17 protein-coding genes and 2 pseudogenes are annotated in these 17,754 nt (G+C 64.5%); 12 read left to right on the top strand and 7 right to left on the bottom strand.

The annotated features are described in order from the left end of the window. Positions 1-49 precede the first annotated feature (49 nt). The gene (locus OKW41_RS44220) at positions 50-835 is read left to right on the top strand and encodes a ParA family protein (protein WP_429576326.1); all 786 of its coding nucleotides are present in this window, start codon (positions 50-52) and stop codon (positions 833-835) included. Here the strand turns inward: OKW41_RS44220 and OKW41_RS44215 are convergent. Next, the gene (locus tag OKW41_RS44215; protein ID WP_429576325.1) at positions 744-1,178 is read right to left on the bottom strand and encodes a class I SAM-dependent methyltransferase; all 435 of its coding nucleotides are present in this window, start codon (positions 1,176-1,178) and stop codon (positions 744-746) included. The genes OKW41_RS44220 and OKW41_RS44215 overlap by 92 nt on opposite strands. A 90-nt stretch (positions 1,179-1,268) precedes the next feature. Here OKW41_RS44215 and OKW41_RS44210 point away from each other — a divergent pair, with 90 nt between their 5' ends. Continuing rightward, positions 1,269-1,529 (top strand): hypothetical protein, encoded by a 261-nt coding sequence (locus OKW41_RS44210; protein ID WP_429576324.1) that lies wholly within the window; start codon positions 1,269-1,271, stop codon positions 1,527-1,529. Positions 1,530-1,571: 42 nt separating this feature from the next. Here OKW41_RS44210 and OKW41_RS44205 read toward each other — a convergent pair. From OKW41_RS44205 to OKW41_RS44180, 6 genes and pseudogenes are all read right to left on the bottom strand, one after another. Continuing rightward, positions 1,572-2,724: pseudogene (locus tag OKW41_RS44205) on the bottom strand (Gfo/Idh/MocA family protein). Between the two features lie 45 nt (positions 2,725-2,769). Continuing rightward, complete coding sequence (locus OKW41_RS44200; RefSeq protein WP_429576323.1) at positions 2,770-3,819, bottom strand: sugar phosphate isomerase/epimerase family protein; 1,050 nt, start codon at positions 3,817-3,819, stop codon at positions 2,770-2,772. Between the two features lie 67 nt (positions 3,820-3,886). Next, positions 3,887-4,849 (bottom strand): substrate-binding domain-containing protein, encoded by a 963-nt coding sequence (locus tag OKW41_RS44195; protein ID WP_018419664.1) that lies wholly within the window; start codon positions 4,847-4,849, stop codon positions 3,887-3,889. A gap of 148 nt (positions 4,850-4,997) precedes the next feature. After that, a complete protein-coding gene (locus OKW41_RS44190; RefSeq protein WP_429576322.1) occupies positions 4,998-6,011 on the bottom strand; it encodes an ABC transporter permease in 1,014 nt (337 codons plus the stop codon). Next, positions 5,992-7,479, bottom strand: coding sequence for a sugar ABC transporter ATP-binding protein (locus tag OKW41_RS44185; protein WP_429576321.1), 1,488 nt, complete (start codon positions 7,477-7,479; stop codon positions 5,992-5,994). Before OKW41_RS44185 ends, OKW41_RS44190 begins: the two co-directional genes overlap by 20 nt. Positions 7,480-7,482: 3 nt before the next feature. Then, a complete protein-coding gene (locus tag OKW41_RS44180) occupies positions 7,483-8,571 on the bottom strand; it encodes a LacI family DNA-binding transcriptional regulator (RefSeq protein WP_429576320.1) in 1,089 nt (362 codons plus the stop codon). A gap of 289 nt (positions 8,572-8,860) precedes the next feature. On the opposite strand from OKW41_RS44180, the gene OKW41_RS44175 reads away from it, so the two are divergent. The 10 genes and pseudogenes from OKW41_RS44175 to urtD all read left to right on the top strand — a co-directional run bounded on the left by OKW41_RS44175 (position 8,861) and on the right by urtD (position 17,731). After that, positions 8,861-9,514 (top strand): protein-L-isoaspartate O-methyltransferase family protein, encoded by a 654-nt coding sequence (locus OKW41_RS44175; RefSeq protein WP_429576319.1) that lies wholly within the window; start codon positions 8,861-8,863, stop codon positions 9,512-9,514. A gap of 89 nt (positions 9,515-9,603) precedes the next feature. Continuing rightward, positions 9,604-9,927 carry a rhodanese-like domain-containing protein gene (locus OKW41_RS44170; RefSeq protein ID WP_429576318.1) on the top strand — a complete coding sequence of 108 codons (324 nt, stop codon included), beginning with the start codon at positions 9,604-9,606 and terminating at the stop codon, positions 9,925-9,927. Positions 9,928-10,551: 624 nt separating this feature from the next. Beyond that, the gene (locus OKW41_RS44165; protein WP_429576317.1) at positions 10,552-10,977 is read left to right on the top strand and encodes a hypothetical protein; all 426 of its coding nucleotides are present in this window, start codon (positions 10,552-10,554) and stop codon (positions 10,975-10,977) included. 17 nt (positions 10,978-10,994) lie between these two features. After that, positions 10,995-11,366, top strand: coding sequence for a hypothetical protein (locus OKW41_RS44160; RefSeq protein ID WP_184045504.1), 372 nt, complete (start codon positions 10,995-10,997; stop codon positions 11,364-11,366). A gap of 171 nt (positions 11,367-11,537) precedes the next feature. Then, positions 11,538-11,789: pseudogene (locus tag OKW41_RS44155) on the top strand (STY0301 family protein); the annotation flags it as partial. Then, positions 11,755-11,988 (top strand): STY0301 family protein, encoded by a 234-nt coding sequence (locus OKW41_RS44150; RefSeq protein WP_429576316.1) that lies wholly within the window; start codon positions 11,755-11,757, stop codon positions 11,986-11,988. The pseudogene OKW41_RS44155 and the gene OKW41_RS44150, both read left to right, overlap by 35 nt. Before the next feature lie 454 nt (positions 11,989-12,442). Beyond that, positions 12,443-13,741, top strand: coding sequence for an urea ABC transporter substrate-binding protein (gene urtA / locus OKW41_RS44145; RefSeq protein ID WP_429576315.1), 1,299 nt, complete (start codon positions 12,443-12,445; stop codon positions 13,739-13,741). A 291-nt stretch (positions 13,742-14,032) separates the two neighbouring features. Further along, positions 14,033-15,667, top strand: coding sequence for an urea ABC transporter permease subunit UrtB (urtB, locus tag OKW41_RS44140; RefSeq protein WP_429576314.1), 1,635 nt, complete (start codon positions 14,033-14,035; stop codon positions 15,665-15,667). 1 nt (position 15,668) lies between these two features. Beyond that, positions 15,669-16,868, top strand: coding sequence for an urea ABC transporter permease subunit UrtC (urtC, locus tag OKW41_RS44135; RefSeq protein WP_429452798.1), 1,200 nt, complete (start codon positions 15,669-15,671; stop codon positions 16,866-16,868). Then, a complete protein-coding gene (gene urtD / locus OKW41_RS44130) occupies positions 16,868-17,731 on the top strand; it encodes an urea ABC transporter ATP-binding protein UrtD (RefSeq protein ID WP_429576313.1) in 864 nt (287 codons plus the stop codon). Before urtC ends, urtD begins: the two co-directional genes overlap by 1 nt. Positions 17,732-17,754 lie beyond the last annotated feature (23 nt).

Raw genomic sequence — 17,754 nt, 5'->3', positions numbered from 1 at the left:
ACTCAGGTATGCTGGGCCCTTTGTAACCGCTTCCGTTCAAGGGGAGACCATGCGGCGCGTTGTATTCAATCAGAAAGGTGGCGTAGGCAAATCGACCATCGTCTGCAACCTGGCGGCCATCAGCGCGAGCGAAGGGCTGCGAACGCTGGTGATCGACCTCGATGCCCAGGCGAATTCGACCCAGTACCTGCTCGGCGCCCAGGCGAGCGAGGTCAACCCCACCGTCGCAGGCTTCTTCGAAACCGCGCTCGGCTTCAGCTTCAAACCCGTGGAAGCGACCTCGTTTATCCATCCGACGCGCTTCCAGAATCTCGACGTGATGCCCGCCCATCCCGACCTCGACACGCTGCACGGCAAGCTCGAATCGCGCTACAAGATCTACAAGCTGCGCGACGCGCTGAACGAACTCGACATGTACGACGCGATTTACATCGACACGCCGCCCGCGCTGAACTTCTACACGCGCTCGGCGCTGATCGCCGTCGAGCGTTGCCTGATTCCGTTCGACTGCGACGACTTCTCGCGTCGCGCGCTTTACACGCTGCTCGAAAACGTCAAGGAGATCCAGCAGGATCACAACGACGCGCTGCAGGTGGAAGGCATCGTCATCAACCAGTTCCAGCCTCGCGCGAGCCTGCCGCAAAAGCTCGTCGACGAACTGATCGGCGAAGGCTTGCCGGTGCTGGGGTCGCGCTTGTCATCGTCGGTGAAGATCCGTGAGTCGCATCAGCTGGCGACACCCGTCATTCATCTCGATCCGGGGCATAAGCTGGCGCAGGAGTATCGGGCGTTGCATCGGGAGTTGAGCGAGCAAGCCGGAGCGTCGCCTCGCTAACCTGTCGCCTGCGCGCGAGCCCGCGCGCCGCGATCTCTTCATACGACAGCGTCCTCGCGTCGACGACGCCGGCATCGGTCGCGACACGCGCCAGTTCGGCGATCACGTCCACCGCCGTCACATGGATGCCGTGCCGCTGAAGCGCGAGCGCGAGCCACCCTTCTCCGCACCCCAGATCGAGGACCGTGGCCGGATTGCAAGCGAGGACCGCATCGAGCACCGCACGATCGGTGACCAGTCGCCGGCTGTCGATCTCACCCGCGCGCACCGCGTTCGTCCACGGCGACGCGTTGCGCTGCCAGCAAGCGATGATCTTGCCGTCGCTGAGCGGGTCGTGGTTCATCGCGTGTTTTCGTGCTTAGTCCCCAACCGCATACCATCGGCAAAATTGTTAAAGTAACGCTCTCGTCAATCAGCCGCCGCAGTCCCCATCATGCGCACCACCCGAGCCATCCACGCCGTCGAGCGCCTGAAAGCGCGCAGCGGCAACCCGCGCTTCGCCGCGATCAGTCTGTCCGGCGGCCTGTTCTATCTGGTCGACAAATCGAGCGGGGTCGACAAGAAAGTGTCCGACCCGCTGACGCTCGACGACTTCGTCAAGTTCGTCGACGCGTACGGCCCGCAGAAGCCGCGCAAGGCCAGCAAGCTCGATATCGCGTTCGAAGCGCAGATCAAGAAAAGCAAGGGCGGTTGACGCTTCAGCAGCTTCGCCGACCTGGCGTTTTGTTGCAACGCTTCATGCCCCTTCCATCTGCACCCACCGCCCATCCGCCGCACTGCTTTTCAGCACCGCGTCGATAAACCGCAAACCGTCGACGCCATCATCGACCGTCGTCAACAGCAGGCTCTCGGCTGGTGGCGCGCGACCATCGTTCAACGCATCGATCTGCAACGCCGCATCCTGGTACAACTGCGCGAACGCTTCCAGATAGCCTTCCGGATGCCCGGCCGGCACGCGGGTCGCATGCGCGGCAACCTGACTATTCACCCGTGCGCGCGTCAATCGTTCGGCAGCGCCGCCCAACGGCGTGAACCACAAGGCGTTCGGCTCCTCCTGATCGAACGCGAGTCCTGCTTTCGTGCCATACACGCGCAAGCGCAGCGCATTTTCCGCGCCGCACGCCACCTGGCTCGCCCACAACATGCCGCGCGCGCCGTTCGCATAACGCAGCATCGCCTGCACGTGATCGTCGACACGACGCCCCGGTACGAACGTGTGCAACTCGGCCGACAGCGCGCGCGGCATCATCCCCGTCACGAAAGCGGCCAGTTGATACGCGTGCGTGCCGATATCGCCGAGGCACCCGGCCGGCCCCGCCAACGCCGGATCGGTGCGCCAGCCCGCCTGCCTGTTCGCGCCGCCTGTTTCGACCGGCTCGGCGAGCCAGTCCTGCGCATACTCGACCTGCACGACGCGAATCTCGCCCAGTTCGCCACGTTCGACCAGCTCGCGCGCATGCCGCACGAGCGGGTAGCCCGAATAGGTATGCGTCAATGCAAACAGCCGCTTTTTTGACTGCGCGAGCTTTGCGAGCGCCTCACCTTCGGCGAGCGAAACCGCGAGCGGCTTGTCGCAGATAACATGGATGCCGGCTTCGAGAAACGCCGTCGCGACCGGCGCGTGCAGATGATTCGGCGTGACGATCGCGACCGCGTCGATGCCGTCCTCGCGCGCGGCCTCGGCGCGCGCCATCTCGCGCCAATCCGCGTAGCTGCGCGCGATGCCCGCTTCGACGGCGCTCGCCCGCGCCCGCTCGGAATCGGACGACAACGCGCCCGCCACCAGTTCGAAACGATCGTCGAGCCGCGCGGCGATCCGGTGCACGGCGCCGATGAACGCGCCCTGCCCCGCCGCCGACCATCCCCAGCCTGAGCCTTCTTCGCTGCATTGTTTGCGCTCCCATGTGTTGCGTCGGGCTGTCACCGCCCGGCTGTCAGATGCCGAGCACGCCTTTTAACTGCGCGGTATCGACACCGCTTCCCGCGAAGTCATCGAACGCACGCTCGGCCACGCGGATGATGTGCCGACGAATGAACTCCGCGCCTTCGCGCGCGCCGTCGTGCGGATGCTTCAATGCGCATTCCCATTCGAGCACGGCCCAGCCCGGAAAATCGAACTGCGCCATCTTCGAGAAGATCGCGCCGAAGTCGATCTGCCCATCGCCGAGCGAGCGAAACCGCCCCGCGCGTTCGACCCAGCCGCTGTACCCGCCGTACACGCCCTGCTTGCCGGTCGGACGAAACTCCGCGTCCTTCACATGAAACGCCTTGATGCGCTCGTGGTAGATGTCGATGAACGCGAGATAGTCGAGCTGTTGCAGCACGAAGTGGCTCGGGTCGTACAGGATGTTCGCGCGCGAATGCTGATTGACCGCCGCGAGAAAGCGCTCGAACGTCACGCCGTCGTGCAGATCTTCGCCCGGATGCAGTTCGTAGCAGACATCGACGCCGGCCGCGTCGAACGCATCGAGAATCGGCGTCCAGCGGCGCGCGAGCTCTTCGAACGCGGCTTCGACGAGACCGGCCGGCCGCTGCGGCCACGGGTACAGATACGGCCACGCGAGCGCGCCCGAAAACGACACGTGGGTGCTCAGGCCCAAACGACGCGACGCCTGCGCCGCGAGCTTCATCTGCGCGATCGCCCATTCGGTGCGCGCCGCCGGATTGCCGCGCACCTGCGGCGCGGCGAAGCCGTCGAACAGCGTGTCGTAAGCCGGATGCACGGCGACCAGTTGCCCTTGCAGATGGGTCGATAGTTCGGTGATCGCGACGCCCGCATTGTCGACGGTCTCGCGCAGTTCGTCGCAATACGCGTCGCTCGCGGCCGCCTTGTCGAGATCGATCAGGCGGGGGTCGCACGGCACCTGGATGCCCTTGAAGCCGAGACCCGCGGCCCAATCCGCGAGATGCGCGAGGTTGTCGAACGGCACGTCGTCGCCCATGAACTGCGCGAGAAAAATCGCCGGCCCTTTGATGGTTTTCATCGTACGGTTCCTCGAACTTTGCGCGCGGGCCGCGCCCGCGCGTGCTAGACGATGCTCGGCGCGCCGCTCAGAACGGCGAGTCGGGGAAATAGAACTGCTGGGCGTTTTCCTTCGTGATCAGCACCGACGGAATGATCGTGGTGGCCGGCAGCTTGTCGCCCTTCAGCCGCGCTTCGGCCGTCAGCTTGATCGCGTCGTAGATGAATTTCGGCGAGTACGACACGTCGGCCTTGATCATCGGCGCGCCGTCCATCACGTTCTTCACCATGCCCTTCGAGCCCGCGCCGCCGAACACGATCTTGATGTCGTTGCGCTTCGCCTGATCGATCGCCTTCAGCACGCCGACCGCCATGTCGTCGTCGGCGGCCCATACGGCGTCGATGTGCTTGAAGCGCGTCAGGTAGTCCTGCATCACCTTGAACGCGTCGTCGCGATTCCAGTTCGCGTACTTGGCGTCGAGAATCTTGATGTCCGGATAGTTTTTCATCACGCCGGTGAAGGCGGTCCAGCGTTCGTTGTCGAGCGTGGTCGGAATGCCGCGCAGCGCGACGACGTTGCCCTTGCCATCAAGTGCCTTCGCCAGGTACTCGGCCGGAATCTTGCCGAACGCGGTGTTGTCGCCCGCCACGTAGGCGTCCTGCGCGCTCGTGTTCGTCAGGCCGCGATCGACCACCGTCACGTACACGCCTTTCTTCTTCACCTGCTCGACCGGCTGTGTCAGCGTCGCCGATTCGTACGGGAAGATCACGAGCGCGTTGATCTTGTTGACCGTCACGAGATCCTGCAACTGGTTCGCCTGCTCGGGCGCGTTGGCGGCCGTTTTCACGATCACTTTCAGATCGGGATGCGCCTTCTCGAGATCCGCCTTCGCCTTGTTCGCCCACCAGACGATGCCGCCGGTGAAGCCGTGATCGGCCGTCGGAATCGCGACGCCCAGCGTGACCTTGTCGTCGGCGCGCGCCGCGCCGCTCGTGCCCAATATCCCCAACGCCAGCACGCCGGCGCCGATCGCTCGAATGACTTGCTTCATGGTGTGTGTCTCCAATCATGAGGCGTTCGCTCGCCCCGATTTTTCGGACCTGCCGTTGGTTTACCGCGCCTGCTTTGCTACGCCTGCTTCGCTGCGATTTGTTCAGCGCGCTTTTTTCACTGCGCTCGCGCCGCCTGGAAGTGCGCGGCTAGCGCCGCCCACGCTGCACGAACGCGACGAAAATAATCACGACGCCCTGCACCGCCGCGTTCAGATACACGCTGATGATGCTGGTCAGGTTCAGGATGTTCGCGATCACCGACAGCAGGATCGCGCCGATCACGGTGCCGATCACGCGCCCCTCGCCGCCCTTGAGCGCGGTGCCGCCGACCACCACCGACGCGATCGCTTCGAGCTCCCACAACAGGCCCGTGGTCGGCGTGGCGGAGCCGAGGCGCGGCACGTAGAGCACGGTGGCCACGCCCACGCAAATCCCCAGCAGCACATAAGTGACGATCTTCACCGTATCGACGCGAATCGCCGCATAACGCGCGACCTGTTCGTTCGAACCGATCGCCTGCACGTGCCGGCCGAACGCGGTGCGATTGAGGATCAGCGCGCCGCCGGCCGCGACCACGAGAAACACCCAGATCGGCACCGGCACGCCGAACAGGCTCGCGTAATAGACGGGACCGTAGAGGTCCGATAGCGAATCATTGAGCGTCAGGGCGCCGCCATCGGCGAGCCATGTCAGTACCGCGCGAAAAATCCCGAGCGTGCCCAGGGTGACGATGAACGGCTCGATGCGCCCTTTGGTGATCAACAGCCCATGCGCGCAGCCGAACAGCGCGCCGAGCACGAACGCCGCGACGATGCCGATCGTCACGATCACGAGCGGCGGCAACGCATGACCGGTAGCACCGGCCGCGAGCCCGTTCATCAGCCAGATCATGACGCCCGCGATCAGCGCGGCCATCGAGCCGACCGACAGATCGATGCCGCCCGAGATGATCACGAAGGTCATGCCGACCGCGATGATGCCGATGAACGACGTGCGCGTGAGCACGTTCATCAGGTTGCCGAGCGTCGCGAAGTCGCGATTGAGCAGCGTGCCGACGATGCACAGCACGATCAGTCCGGCGAGCGGCCCGAGCGTGTAGAGCCGCTGCGCGACGCGCAGCGCGCGCCGTGATTGCACGGCTTCAGTGGGTGCCGGTCGCATGAGCGATCAACTCCTCTTCGGTCAGATGCTCGAGCGTCAGCGTCGCTTGCAGATGTCCCGCGCGCATGACGGCGACGCGATGGCACAAGCCGATCAGCTCGACCAGTTCGGATGAAATGACGATCACCGCGCGGCCCTGCGCGGCGAGACGATGAATCAGGAAGTAGATGTCGCGTTTCGCGCCGACGTCGACGCCGCGCGTCGGTTCGTCGAGCACGATCACGTTCGGGTCGGGCTGCAGGAACTTCGCAAGCGCGAGCTTCTGCTGGTTGCCGCCCGACAGCATGCGCGCGCGGCTCGACAGGTCGCCGGTACGAATGCCGAATTCGCCGACGGCCTTCTGCAAGGCCGCGCGCCCCGCTTTGATGTCGAGCAGCGGACGCGCGTAGCGTTCGAGCGTCATCAGCGTGACGTTGTCCTGCAGGCTCAGGTCGACGTGCAGACCCTTGCCCTTACGGTCCTCGCTCAGATACGTGAGACCGTGGCGCATCGCGTCGCGCGGGTTCTTCAGATCGACTGCCCGGCCGGCGATTTCAATCGTGCCGCCCGTGCGTTTGCGCAAGCCGATGATCGCCTCGAACGCCTCGGTGCGGCCCGCGCCGACGAGGCCCGCGACGCCGAGCACTTCGCCCGCGCGCACCTCGAAGCTTAGATCCTCGACCCAGTCGGGCACCGTCAGGCCGTTCACACGCAACGCGATCGGCGTGTCGGCGGGCACCGTCTGCTTGTCGGGGAACATGTCGGACACGTCGCGCCCGACCATCAGGTTCGCCATCTGCTGACGCGCGAGCCCCGCGGTTTCACCGCGCGCGACGAAGCGGCCATCGCGCATCACGATCACTTCGTCGGTGATGCGCTCCACTTCATCGAGCTTGTGCGAGATGTAGACGATCGTCACGCCATCGGCCTTGAGCTTCAGCATCAGCGCGAAGAGCCGTTCGGTCTCGGCGGGCGTCAGCGTCGCGGTCGGTTCGTCCATGATCAGGAGACGCGCACGGCGCGACAGCGCCTTCGCGATCTCGACCATCTGCTTTTCCGCGACGATCAGCTCGCGCACCTTCGTGTCCGGCGCGCGCTCGAGCCCGACCTGCGCGAGATAGCGCGCGGCGTCGCTGCGCATCGCGGCATCGTCGACTAACCAGCCGCGGCGCTTCTCGTGACCGAGGTACATGTTCTGCGCGATCGTCAGATGCTCGGCGAGGTTGAACTCCTGGTGGATCAGCACGATGCCCTGCGCCTCGGCGTCGCGTGAACCGGCGAAGCGCTGCGCGTGGCCATCGACCAGCACGCTGCCTGAAGTTGCCGTTTCATAACCGGCGAGGATTTTCATCAGCGTCGACTTGCCCGCGCCGTTCTCGCCGAGCAGACCGTAGATGCGGCCGGGTGCGAGTTCGAAGCTCACGCCGTGCAGCACGCGCACGGGCCCGAAGTCCTTGCGGATGTCGTCGAAACGGATCGCGAGGCTCATGGCTCACGCACTCCCACGGATCACCAGACGATGCGGCAGCAGCACGCCCGGCACGTTCGCCTGCGGATTCGCGAGGCGTTGCAGCAGCAGACGCGCGGCGGTCTCGCCGAGCTCGCGCATCGGCTGCGCGATCGTTGTGAGCGGCGGATCGATCTGCGCGGCGAGCGAGATGTCGTCGAAGCCGGCCACGGCGACGTCGTCGGGCACGCGCTTGCCGACCCCGCGCAAGCCGTGGATCACGCCGATCGCGAGCGTGTCCGACACCGCGAAGATCGCGCTCGGCGCATCGGCCTGCCGCATCAACCCAGCCGCGGCCGACGCACCCGCTTCGTAATCGAGGCTGTTCAGATTCATGCGCCAGCGCGGATCGGGCGCGATGCCCGCGTCGCTCAATGCGTCGAGGTAACCCTGCTGACGCTGGCGCGCATACAGATAGCCGACGTCGGAATTGATCAAGCCGATGCGCCGGTGGCCGCGCGTGAGCAGGTGGCGCACCGCGTCGCCGGCCGCGCGGTAGTTGTCGATGCCGACGTACGGCACGCCCATCTGCGGATCGAACTCGCAGCACGCGACCCACGGCAGCGCCTGCGACGCTTCGCCGAGCGCCTGCTGGATCGTCGCCGGATCGAGGCAGATCGCGCCGTCCGCGCGGCGCCGCCGCAGCATGTCGAAGTAGCTGCGCTCACGCCCCGGGTCCGCGCCGGTGTCGCATAGCAGCATGAAATAGCCGTGCCGACGCGCGACGCTGTCGATGCCGCGCACGATCTCCGCGTAAAACGGATTGCCGAAGTCCGGCACCATCGTCAGCAGCAGGCGGCTTTCGGCGGTGCGCAGATTGCGCGCGAGTTCGTTGACGCGGTAGCCGCTCGCGTCGATCGCGGCGAGCACCCTGTCGCGGGTAGCGGGCCGCACGTTCTCGTGGCCGTTCAGCACGCGCGACACCGTCGCGACCGACACGCCCGCCTGCTCGGCCACGCCAGCGATCGACGGCCCGTCGGCCGCGCGCGGCGAGCGCCTCTGCGGCTGAGGTTGCGGTTGACTGCTCGCGCCTGACACCACGGCCGGCGACGATCGGGACGGCGTTCGGGACACACGACCTCGCAGCAAAAATGTAATCGATTACATTTTGTGGCGATGGCGATGCGAATCGCAAGGACGGATCGCTAGGGATTAACACGGGGGCCGCCCGGCCCGGCGCTTGCCCGCGAGCGGCCGGCGCGAGTCCGCCATTTGGTACAATCCCGCAGTTCCCCTGACGCGGCTTGCGATGCGAATATCTTGCTCCGGAGCCGCGGCCGCCGGCAATCCGCCGGGGCCGGGTCAGGACAAAAGTCTGCGGCAGCCGCCGCCCGCTCGCCAAACCAAAACCGCCGAATCCACCATGAACATCGAGCAAGCGCGTTTCAACATGATCGAACAGCAGATCCGCCCCTGGGAAGTGCTCGACCAGGACGTGCTGAATCTGCTGTCGATCGTCAAACGTGAGAATTTCGTCCCCGCCGCTTACCGCGACCTGGCTTTTGCCGACTTCGAAGTGCCGCTGCCGGCCGGCCAGCACATGCTGGCGCCGCGCGTCGAGGCGCGCGTGCTGCAGGAGCTCGCGGTGAAGAAGCACGAAAGCGTGCTGGAAATCGGCGCGGGCTCGGGTTACATGGCGGCGCTGCTCGCGCATCGCGCACAACACGTGTTGACTGTCGACATCGAACCGGAACTGGCCGAGCTCGCGAAGAGCAACCTGATCGCCAACGGCGTGCTGAACGTCGAAGTCGCAACCGGCGACGCCGCGCGCGGCTGGAGCGGCGCGGCACCGTACGACGTGATCTGCGTGTCGGGCGGTCTGCCGGTGCTGCCGCAGGAAATCCTCGAACAGTTGAAGGTCGGCGGCCGTCTCGCGGCGTTCGTCGGCAGCGCGCCGGTGATGAAGGCGCAAATCATCACGCGCATCGACGAGAAGCAATACCGCATCTCCGACGTGTTCGAAACCTATGTCGAGCCGCTCGCCAATGCGGTGCAGCCGGCGCGGTTCAGGTTCTAAGCGGCTCTTTTTCGCTGCGCTTCGCGCTGTATTGTTGATCTGGACGGGCGGCGAGTAAGCCGCCGTCCCACGAACTGGATGTCTCGCTGATGCAAAACCTGACCGCTCCCGCACTCGCCGAATGGCTCGCCGATACCTCGCGCCCCGCACCCGTGCTGCTCGACGTACGCGAGCCGTGGGAACTGCAAACGGCGTCGATCGCCGGCATCGTGTCGATTCCGATGCGCGAGATTCCCGCGCGCAGCGAAGAACTCGAAGACGACGCGCAGATCGTCTGCATCTGCCATCACGGTGCGCGCAGCGCGCAGGTCGCAATGTTCCTCGAATCGCGCGGACACACCAACGTGTTCAATCTGCAAGGCGGGATCGACGCGTGGTCGCGTCAGGTCGATCCGTCGGTTCCGACTTATTGAGATTCGGCGCGAAGGTAGCGCGTTGAAGCGGCGCAAGGGCTGACGGTCCTTGCGCCGTTTGTCTTTGGTGCTGCGCACGGTCGCTAGAGCAGCCAAAAATTTTGGGCCATCGCCCATGTACGGACAACCTGTCGCACGGTGATTATCTGATCGCTGCCGATCCGGGCAGCGACTTCAAATAGATCGTCGACATACCTATGTCCTTGTCCGTGTTTGAGATGCACTCCGTGGAGCTGCGCTGTCAGAGGCCCTTGGGTGCTTGTTATGTAATCTGTGACGAGTGGTATTTCAAGGCGTGCCTGAGGAAGGCCGCCGACCTCGAGAGGGCCAAAGCAGATACTGGGGAATTTCCCGGTATCGCCGGACTGAACCATAGCGAGTGGGAACGGGACCAGGATCTGATCAAAAGCATTGGGCGGCGTCTGTCACTACCGTTTCAAGCTTTTCGAGACCGTGACCCTGACACCGATGGCTGGTGGGTCATCAATGCGCTTCTCGCAGAGGTGCGGCGGGGAGGCCTGCTTGCCGTCAAAGGCCGTCGTGCTGACCTGTTTCCGCAAACCCATAGCCCGCCGCTGAGGAATTTTTGCGGTGAGGGCAGCCGATCTCCCGAACGACAGACTCATGCGGTCCGGCCCGTACGATCAGGTCGCGCGGCAAGTCCGGTTGTTCGCCGCACCCGCCGCCGCGGCTGGTCGCAGCAGCGACGGCAGTCTGCTCGATGTCGCTGTCGCCGTGATCGGTGCGCGAGCCGGCGATGGAGACGCATCGACGCTGCCTGGTGACGCGCAGCCGTTCAAATACCAGTCGGGTATCGCTGATGTTGACTCATTCGACATTGCCAAAACTCCAAACGAGGGCGAGCCGGGAACGTGGTACACGAATCCGGGCAGTGGGCAGATGCGGCTATTCGGAGATGATGGGAAACCTGTTGTAGACCTGGATTTCGACCATTTTCACAATGGCATGAAACCGCACGCACATAACTGGAATGGCAGCGCGCGAGACGGTGGGGGCTTGGTCGTACCCTTCAGTCCTTGGAACCCCTGATGGATGGATGACCCAAGATGAAAATCATTGAACAGTACGTATCATTTCACGACTGGTACCTGCTCGGTATAGCAGCGGACATGGACAAGGAGGTTGTCGAACTTCGTCTGATGTTCGATAACAAGAAAGACCGAGTACGGCTGTTGTTCAGCGGGGCCACCCGATGTTGGGCCAACGACTTTCTGATACAGAACATCGTCTACTCAATCAAGGTGCTAACCGATTTCAATTCGGATGAGTACCGGAAGGCACTAGCCTCGCTGGACAAAGCTTACTCGTGGGGGAAAGGGAAGCCGTTGAAAAACATTGCGGTTCTTGAGGCCACACTAGGCGCTGAATTACTTATAGAGTTTGATTCCCTTGAAGTAGAACCCGAATCATCGGTTTAGGATACTGGCACGATAGCAATGCCCCATCCACTGATCCACTGTATGACCTGCGACAGACTTGATGATGCCAGGATTCACTATTCCCTAAGCCGCCAATGACCTGATAGCGTGCTGGTTTTAGTAACCGTCGTCGGACAGCGCATCGAAATTGACGTGTTCGGCGATGGGCACATGGAAGTGTCTGGTTTTACCGGGCATGAAGATATCGAGGGTGGCGCGGAATTGATCGAGTCACTGGATCTCGTTCTCACCAATCAGGCTTGCGCAACAGAACTGGCGTGCTTGCCATCAATTTCAGTCAATGAGTCATTGAGTCAGCCGATATCCGAGGATTGGACTCCCCAGATGGATATGTCGCCTCGCTTTTTGCAGGGGATAACATTCTTCGATGCCAATCCCAAAAGGAACGCAAGCATCGCCCCGACTAGCGACACAGCATTGCCGGCCCCACGAGCGAATAGCCCGCTGGCGTTTTCGATCAAGCGGCGTCCCGATCTGGCTCGGGTGTCGATACGAAGGCACTGGCATCGTGCTTACGAGGCAACTATCCGCTTCCTATAAAGAAAATGCCGGCTTGTCTACGGCCCCGGTGGAAATCGTCAAGCAGATTAGCTGCGACTAGCAAGTCCCCTGAAGGCTGACATATCGGATGGGCTGTCGGGGGCGCGTTCTCTCGTGTCGGCTCTCCCTGTTCGGCATCGGCGGTCTTTCAGTCCACCCAATCCTCACGTCATGCACAAAGACGCGGCGCCCCGATGCCGCCGATGCACCGCCGATGCCCAGCGCGCGCCAGCGGCGCTTCGCTGGCGGCGAAGTGCGCTTCGTCGCGGCGCGACACGCACCCGAACGAGGCGCGGCGCGCACGACTGCACCACCTTCGCGCCGCGGCATCGATGGCTCGACGCGCCGCCCTCGCGCCGATAGCCGCGCCGCAACGGGCATCGCACGCGCATCGCATCGAATGTGTCACATGGCATGTGCCTTGCAGTAGACGATCGGCTAGTCGTGCGAGCTCAGCCAGGCTGGCTGAAATCGACGCTCATAAACAGTGACCATCAATGACAAGGGGATAGCGCATGAAACGTCGCAGTCTGTTGAAGTTCGGCTCCATGTCCGGCGCGCTCGCGCTCGCGGGCCGCGTGCCGTTCGCGCACGCGCAGTCCAATAGCGGCCCGATCAAGGTGGGCATCCTGCATTCGCTGTCCGGCACGATGGCGATCTCCGAAACGTCGCTGAAAGACACCGCGTTGATGACGATCGCCGACATCAACAAGAACGGCGGTGTGATGGGCCGTCAGATCCAGCCTGTGGTCGTCGACCCCGCGTCGAACTGGCCGCTGTTCGCCGAGAAGGCGCGCCAGCTTCTGACGCAGGACAAGTGCGCGGTCGTGTTCGGCTGCTGGACCTCGGTGTCGCGCAAGTCGGTGCTGCCGGTGTTCGAGGAACTGAACGGCCTGCTGTTCTATCCGGTGCAGTACGAAGGCGAGGAAATGTCGCGCAACGTGTTCTATACGGGCGCCGCGCCGAACCAGCAGGCGATTCCCGCGACCGAATACCTGATGAGCGCCGAAGGCGGCGGCGCGAAGCGCTTCTTCCTGCTCGGCACCGACTATGTGTATCCGCGCACGACCAACAAGATTCTGCGCGCGTTCCTCAAATCGAAAGGCGTGCAGGAAGCCGACATTCAGGAGGTCTATACACCGTTCGGCCACAGCGACTATCAGACCATCGTCGCGAACATCAAGACCTTCTCGCAAGGCGGCAAGACCGCCGTGATCTCGACCGTGAACGGCGATTCGAACGTGCCGTTCTACAAGGAGCTCGGCAACCAGGGGCTGAAGGCATCGGATGTGCCGGTCGTCGCGTTCTCGGTCGGCGAAGAGGAGCTGCGCGGCATCGATACGAAGCCGCTCGTCGGCAATCTCGCGGCCTGGAACTACTTCATGTCGTTGCGCAATCCGTCCAACGAGAAGTTCAAGAAGCAATGGGCCACGTGGGTCAAGGACAACAACCTGCCGGGCGGCACGAAGCGCGTGACCAACGATCCGATGGAAGCGACCTTCGTCGGCATTCATATGTGGAAGCAGGCGGTCGAGAAAGCAAAGAGCACCGGCGTCGACAAGGTGCGCGTCGCGATGGTCGGCCAGACTTTCGCCGCACCGTCGGGCTTCACGCTGGAGATGGACGGCAACCACCATCTGCACAAGCCGGTGATGATCGGCGAGGTACGCGCGGATGGCCAGTTCAACGTCGTGTGGCGCACCAAGGGACCGATTCGCGCGCAACCGTGGAGCCCGTTCATCGCCGGCAATGCTGGCAAGCCGGATGTGGTCAGCTCGATTCCGGCGTTCCTGCGGCGCTCGCGCGTCGCATGACGTGTCGGCGTGAGCCTCGTCGCGGCTCGGCGGCGATGTGGCGCGCGGGTCACCGCGCGTGTATCGCCGCTTCGGTCGCGACGCGCGACCTGCGTGCCGACGCGCGCGCGGCGCGCGCGCGACCCAGACGCCCTGCGCTTCGCGCCGCCGCCGCGCGTTCGCTGCGTCGCGCGGCGTGACCGCGCACGCCAATGCGCGGCAACGTCCCGCTGAAGCGGCGGCGCGACGTCTGACGCGACGCCCTCGCGCGCTCGAGCGGCTCATCGATTCAACCCAGTGCAAAAGGCCATCATGGCGTTTTCATTTCCGACTTCCGTACGACGACGCGGCGCGACGCTCCTGCTGCCGCTCGCGGTCCTTCTCGCCGCCGCGCCGGGCGCTGCATTCGCGCTGACCCAGGCCGACGTCGCGCCGCTCGCGGGCGACGACTTCGAGGCGAAGTCCGCCGCGATCGACAAGCTGATCTCGACGCACGATGCCGCGTCGCTCGCGGTGCTCAAGGCGCTCGCCGACGACAACGCGCTCGCCACCGACGCAGGCGCGGTACTGCTGCAGGACGGCGACGCCACCCGCGATGCCGTCACCGGCCAGCCCGTCGCCACGAGCGACGCGCAACCGGTCACGCTGAACAACCTGCTGCGCTCCAAAGTGGCGGGCGCGCTGTCGGGTCTGCAACTCGCCTCGCCCGATCGGGCGACACGCGCAGCCGCCGTCGATGCGCTGCTGCACAACCCCGATCCGTCGATCAAGCCACTCGTCGACGCGGCGCGCGCGAAAGAAACCGATCCCGCTCTGAAGAAACGTCTCGACACGCTGTGGGCGATGAGCGCAATGCACGACCCGGATCCGGCCAAGCGCCTCGAAGCGGTGCAACTGGTCGCCGCGCGCCACGACCTCGAAATGAACGAACTGCTGCGCCCGCTGGTCGCGAAGAAAGCCGACGGCACGTTTGCCGAAGCCGACGAACGCGTGCGCGCGGCAGCGCAAAGCGGCATCGATGAGCTCGATGCGATCCAGCGCCGCAGCCAGATCGCGGGCACGCTGTTCGCGGGGCTGTCGCTCGGCAGCGTGCTGCTGCTCGCCGCGCTCGGCCTCGCCATCACGTACGGCCTGATCGGCGTGATCAACATGGCGCACGGCGAATTCCTGATGATCGGCGCATATGCGACCTACGTCGTGCAGAACCTCGTTCAGCGTTTCGCGCCTAACGCGTTCGACTGGTATCCGCTGCTTGCGATACCGGCCGCGTTCGTCGCGGCGGCGCTGGTCGGCATCGTGCTCGAACGGCTCGTGCTGAAGCACCTGTACGGCCGCCCGCTCGAAACGTTGCTGACCACCTTCGGCGTGAGCCTGATCCTGATTCAGGCCACCCGCATGCTGTTCGGCGCGCAGAACGTCCAGGTCGTCAATCCGTCGTGGATGAGCGGCGGCGTCACCGTGCTGCCGAATCTGATCCTGCCGTACAACCGGCTCGCGATTCTCGCGTTCTCGCTGATCGTCGTCGCGATCGCGTGGGCCGTGCTCACGCGCACGCGGCTGGGTCTGTTCGTGCGCGCGGTCACGCAGAACCGTCGCATGGCCGCGTGCGTCGGCGTGAAGACCGCGCGCGTCGATTCGTATGCGTTCGCGTTCGGCGCGGGCATCGCGGGGCTCGGCGGCTGCGCGCTGTCGCAGATCGGCAATGTCGGGCCGGACCTCGGCCAGAGCTACATCATCGATTCGTTCATGGCGGTCGTGCTCGGCGGCGTCGGCCAGCTCGCGGGCACCGTGCTCGGCGGCTTCGGGCTGGGACTCGTCAGCAAAACGATCGAACCGTTCTGGGGCGCGGTGCTCGCGAAGATCGCGGTGCTCGTGCTGATCGTGCTGTTCATCCAGAAGCGTCCGCAGGGCATGTTCGCCTTGAAGGGCCGTAGCGCGGAGGCATGAGATGACATCGGCTACTTCATCGGCAGACCCCGCTTCCGCTTCGTCGTCGCGCGCCAGTGCCGCTGGCGCCGACGGCGCGCGCGAGTCCAACACCGGCTTCGCGCTCGGCCTGCCACCGCGGCCCGCGCTGTTGTCGCGTCGCGCGTGGCTCGCGCTGATCGCGCTGATCATCGTGTTCGGCCTCGGCGTGCCGTTCGCCGCGCTGGTGATTCCGGAGACGAGCGCCTTTCATCTGTCCGCGTATGCGATGACACTGACCGGCAAGTTCATGTGCTATGCGATCGCCGCGCTCGCACTCGATCTGGTGTGGGGCTACTGCGGCATCCTGAGTTTGGGTCACGCCTTGTTCTTCGCGCTCGGCGGCTACGCGATCGGCATGTACCTGATGCGCGCGATCGGCCACGACGGCAAGTACGGCAGCGATCTGCCCGACTTCATGGTGTTTCTCGACTGGCACCAGTTGCCGTGGTACTGGCATGGCACGCAACATCTCGGCTACGCGCTCTTGCTGGTCGTGCTGGTACCCGCCGTGGTCGCGTGGGTGTTCGGCTTCTTCACGTTCCGCTCGCGCGTGAAGGGTGTCTATCTGTCGATCATCACGCAAGCCATGACCTTCGCCGCGATGCTGCTGTTCTATCGCAACGAGACGGGCTTCGGCGGCAATAACGGCTTCACCGACTTCAAGCGCATCGGCGGCTTTCCGATCACGCATCAGGGCACGCGCGCCGCATTGCTGCTCATTACGTTCGCGGTGCTGATCGCCGCGTTCATCGGCGCGCGCGCCATCGTCACGTCGAAGCTCGGCCGCGTGGTGACCGCGGTGCGCGACGGCGAAACGCGGCTGATGTTCCTCGGCTACAGCCCGCTGGCGTACAAGCTGTTCGTGTGGACCGTGTCGGCGGTGCTGTGCGGCATCGCGGGCGCGTTGTACGTGCCGCAGGTCGGCATCATCAATCCGGGCGAGATGTCGCCGGGCAACTCGATCGAAATGGCGATCTGGGTGGCGGTCGGCGGACGCGGCACGCTGATCGGCCCCATCATCGGCGCGTTCGCCGTGAACGGTGCGAAGAGCTTCTTCACGGCGAACTTCCCCGAATACTGGCTGTTCTTTCTCGGCCTGATCTTCGTGCTGGTGCCGCTGCTGCTGCCGAACGGCATCATGGGGCTCGCCGATCTGCTGACGCGTAAAAGGAACCGCTGATGAACGAAAACCCGATGGTTCCCGATCTGGATTTACCCGAAGCACCACCGGAACGCTCGCTGAGCGGCGTCGCGAGCATGGGACACGCGGTCGTGCCCGGCGAGATCGACATATCGCACGGCACGATCCTCTACCTCGAGGACGTGACGGTCAGCTTCGACGGCTTTCGCGCGCTGAACGCGCTGTCGCTCGCGATCGACGCGGGCGAACTGCGCTGCATCATCGGCCCGAACGGCGCGGGCAAGACGACGATGATGGACGTGATCACGGGCAAGACCGCGCCCGATCACGGCAAGGTGTTTCTCGGCCAGTCGATCGATCTCACGCGCATGAACGAACCGGCGATCGCGCGCGCCGGCATCGGCCGCAAGTTCCAGAAGCCGACCGTGTTCGAGCAGCATCCGGTGTGGGAAAACCTCGAACTCGCGATGAAGACCGACAAGGGCTGGTGGGCGTCGCTGCGCGCGCGGCTCGATGGCGACGCGCAGGCCCGCATCGAGGAAACGCTCGCGCTGATCGGGCTGGAAAGCGAGGCGCGAAGGCTCGCCGGCGAGCTATCGCACGGCCAGAAGCAGCGCCTCGAAATCGGCATGCTGCTGATGCAGCAACCGGCGCTGCTGCTGCTCGACGAACCCGCAGCCGGCATGACCGACGACGAAACGATGCAACTCGCCGAATTGCTCAACCACCTGCGTGGCACCTGCTCGATGATGGTCGTCGAGCACGACATGGAGTTCGTCGCGGCGCTCGCGGGCGACACAGGCAAGGTGACGGTGATGGCCGAAGGCCGCGTGCTCGCGCACGGCACGCTCGACGAAGTCAAGCGCGACGAGACGGTGATCGAGTCTTATCTAGGCCGCTGATTGCTGCTGGAAGCGGCACCGCA

The organism is Paraburkholderia sp. UCT70 (assembly GCF_050434085.1).
Taxonomy (GTDB): domain Bacteria; phylum Pseudomonadota; class Gammaproteobacteria; order Burkholderiales; family Burkholderiaceae; genus Paraburkholderia; species Paraburkholderia tuberum.
Note: the sequence above shows the minus strand (reverse complement) of the source record. Positions and strands in the feature narration are given on the sequence as shown.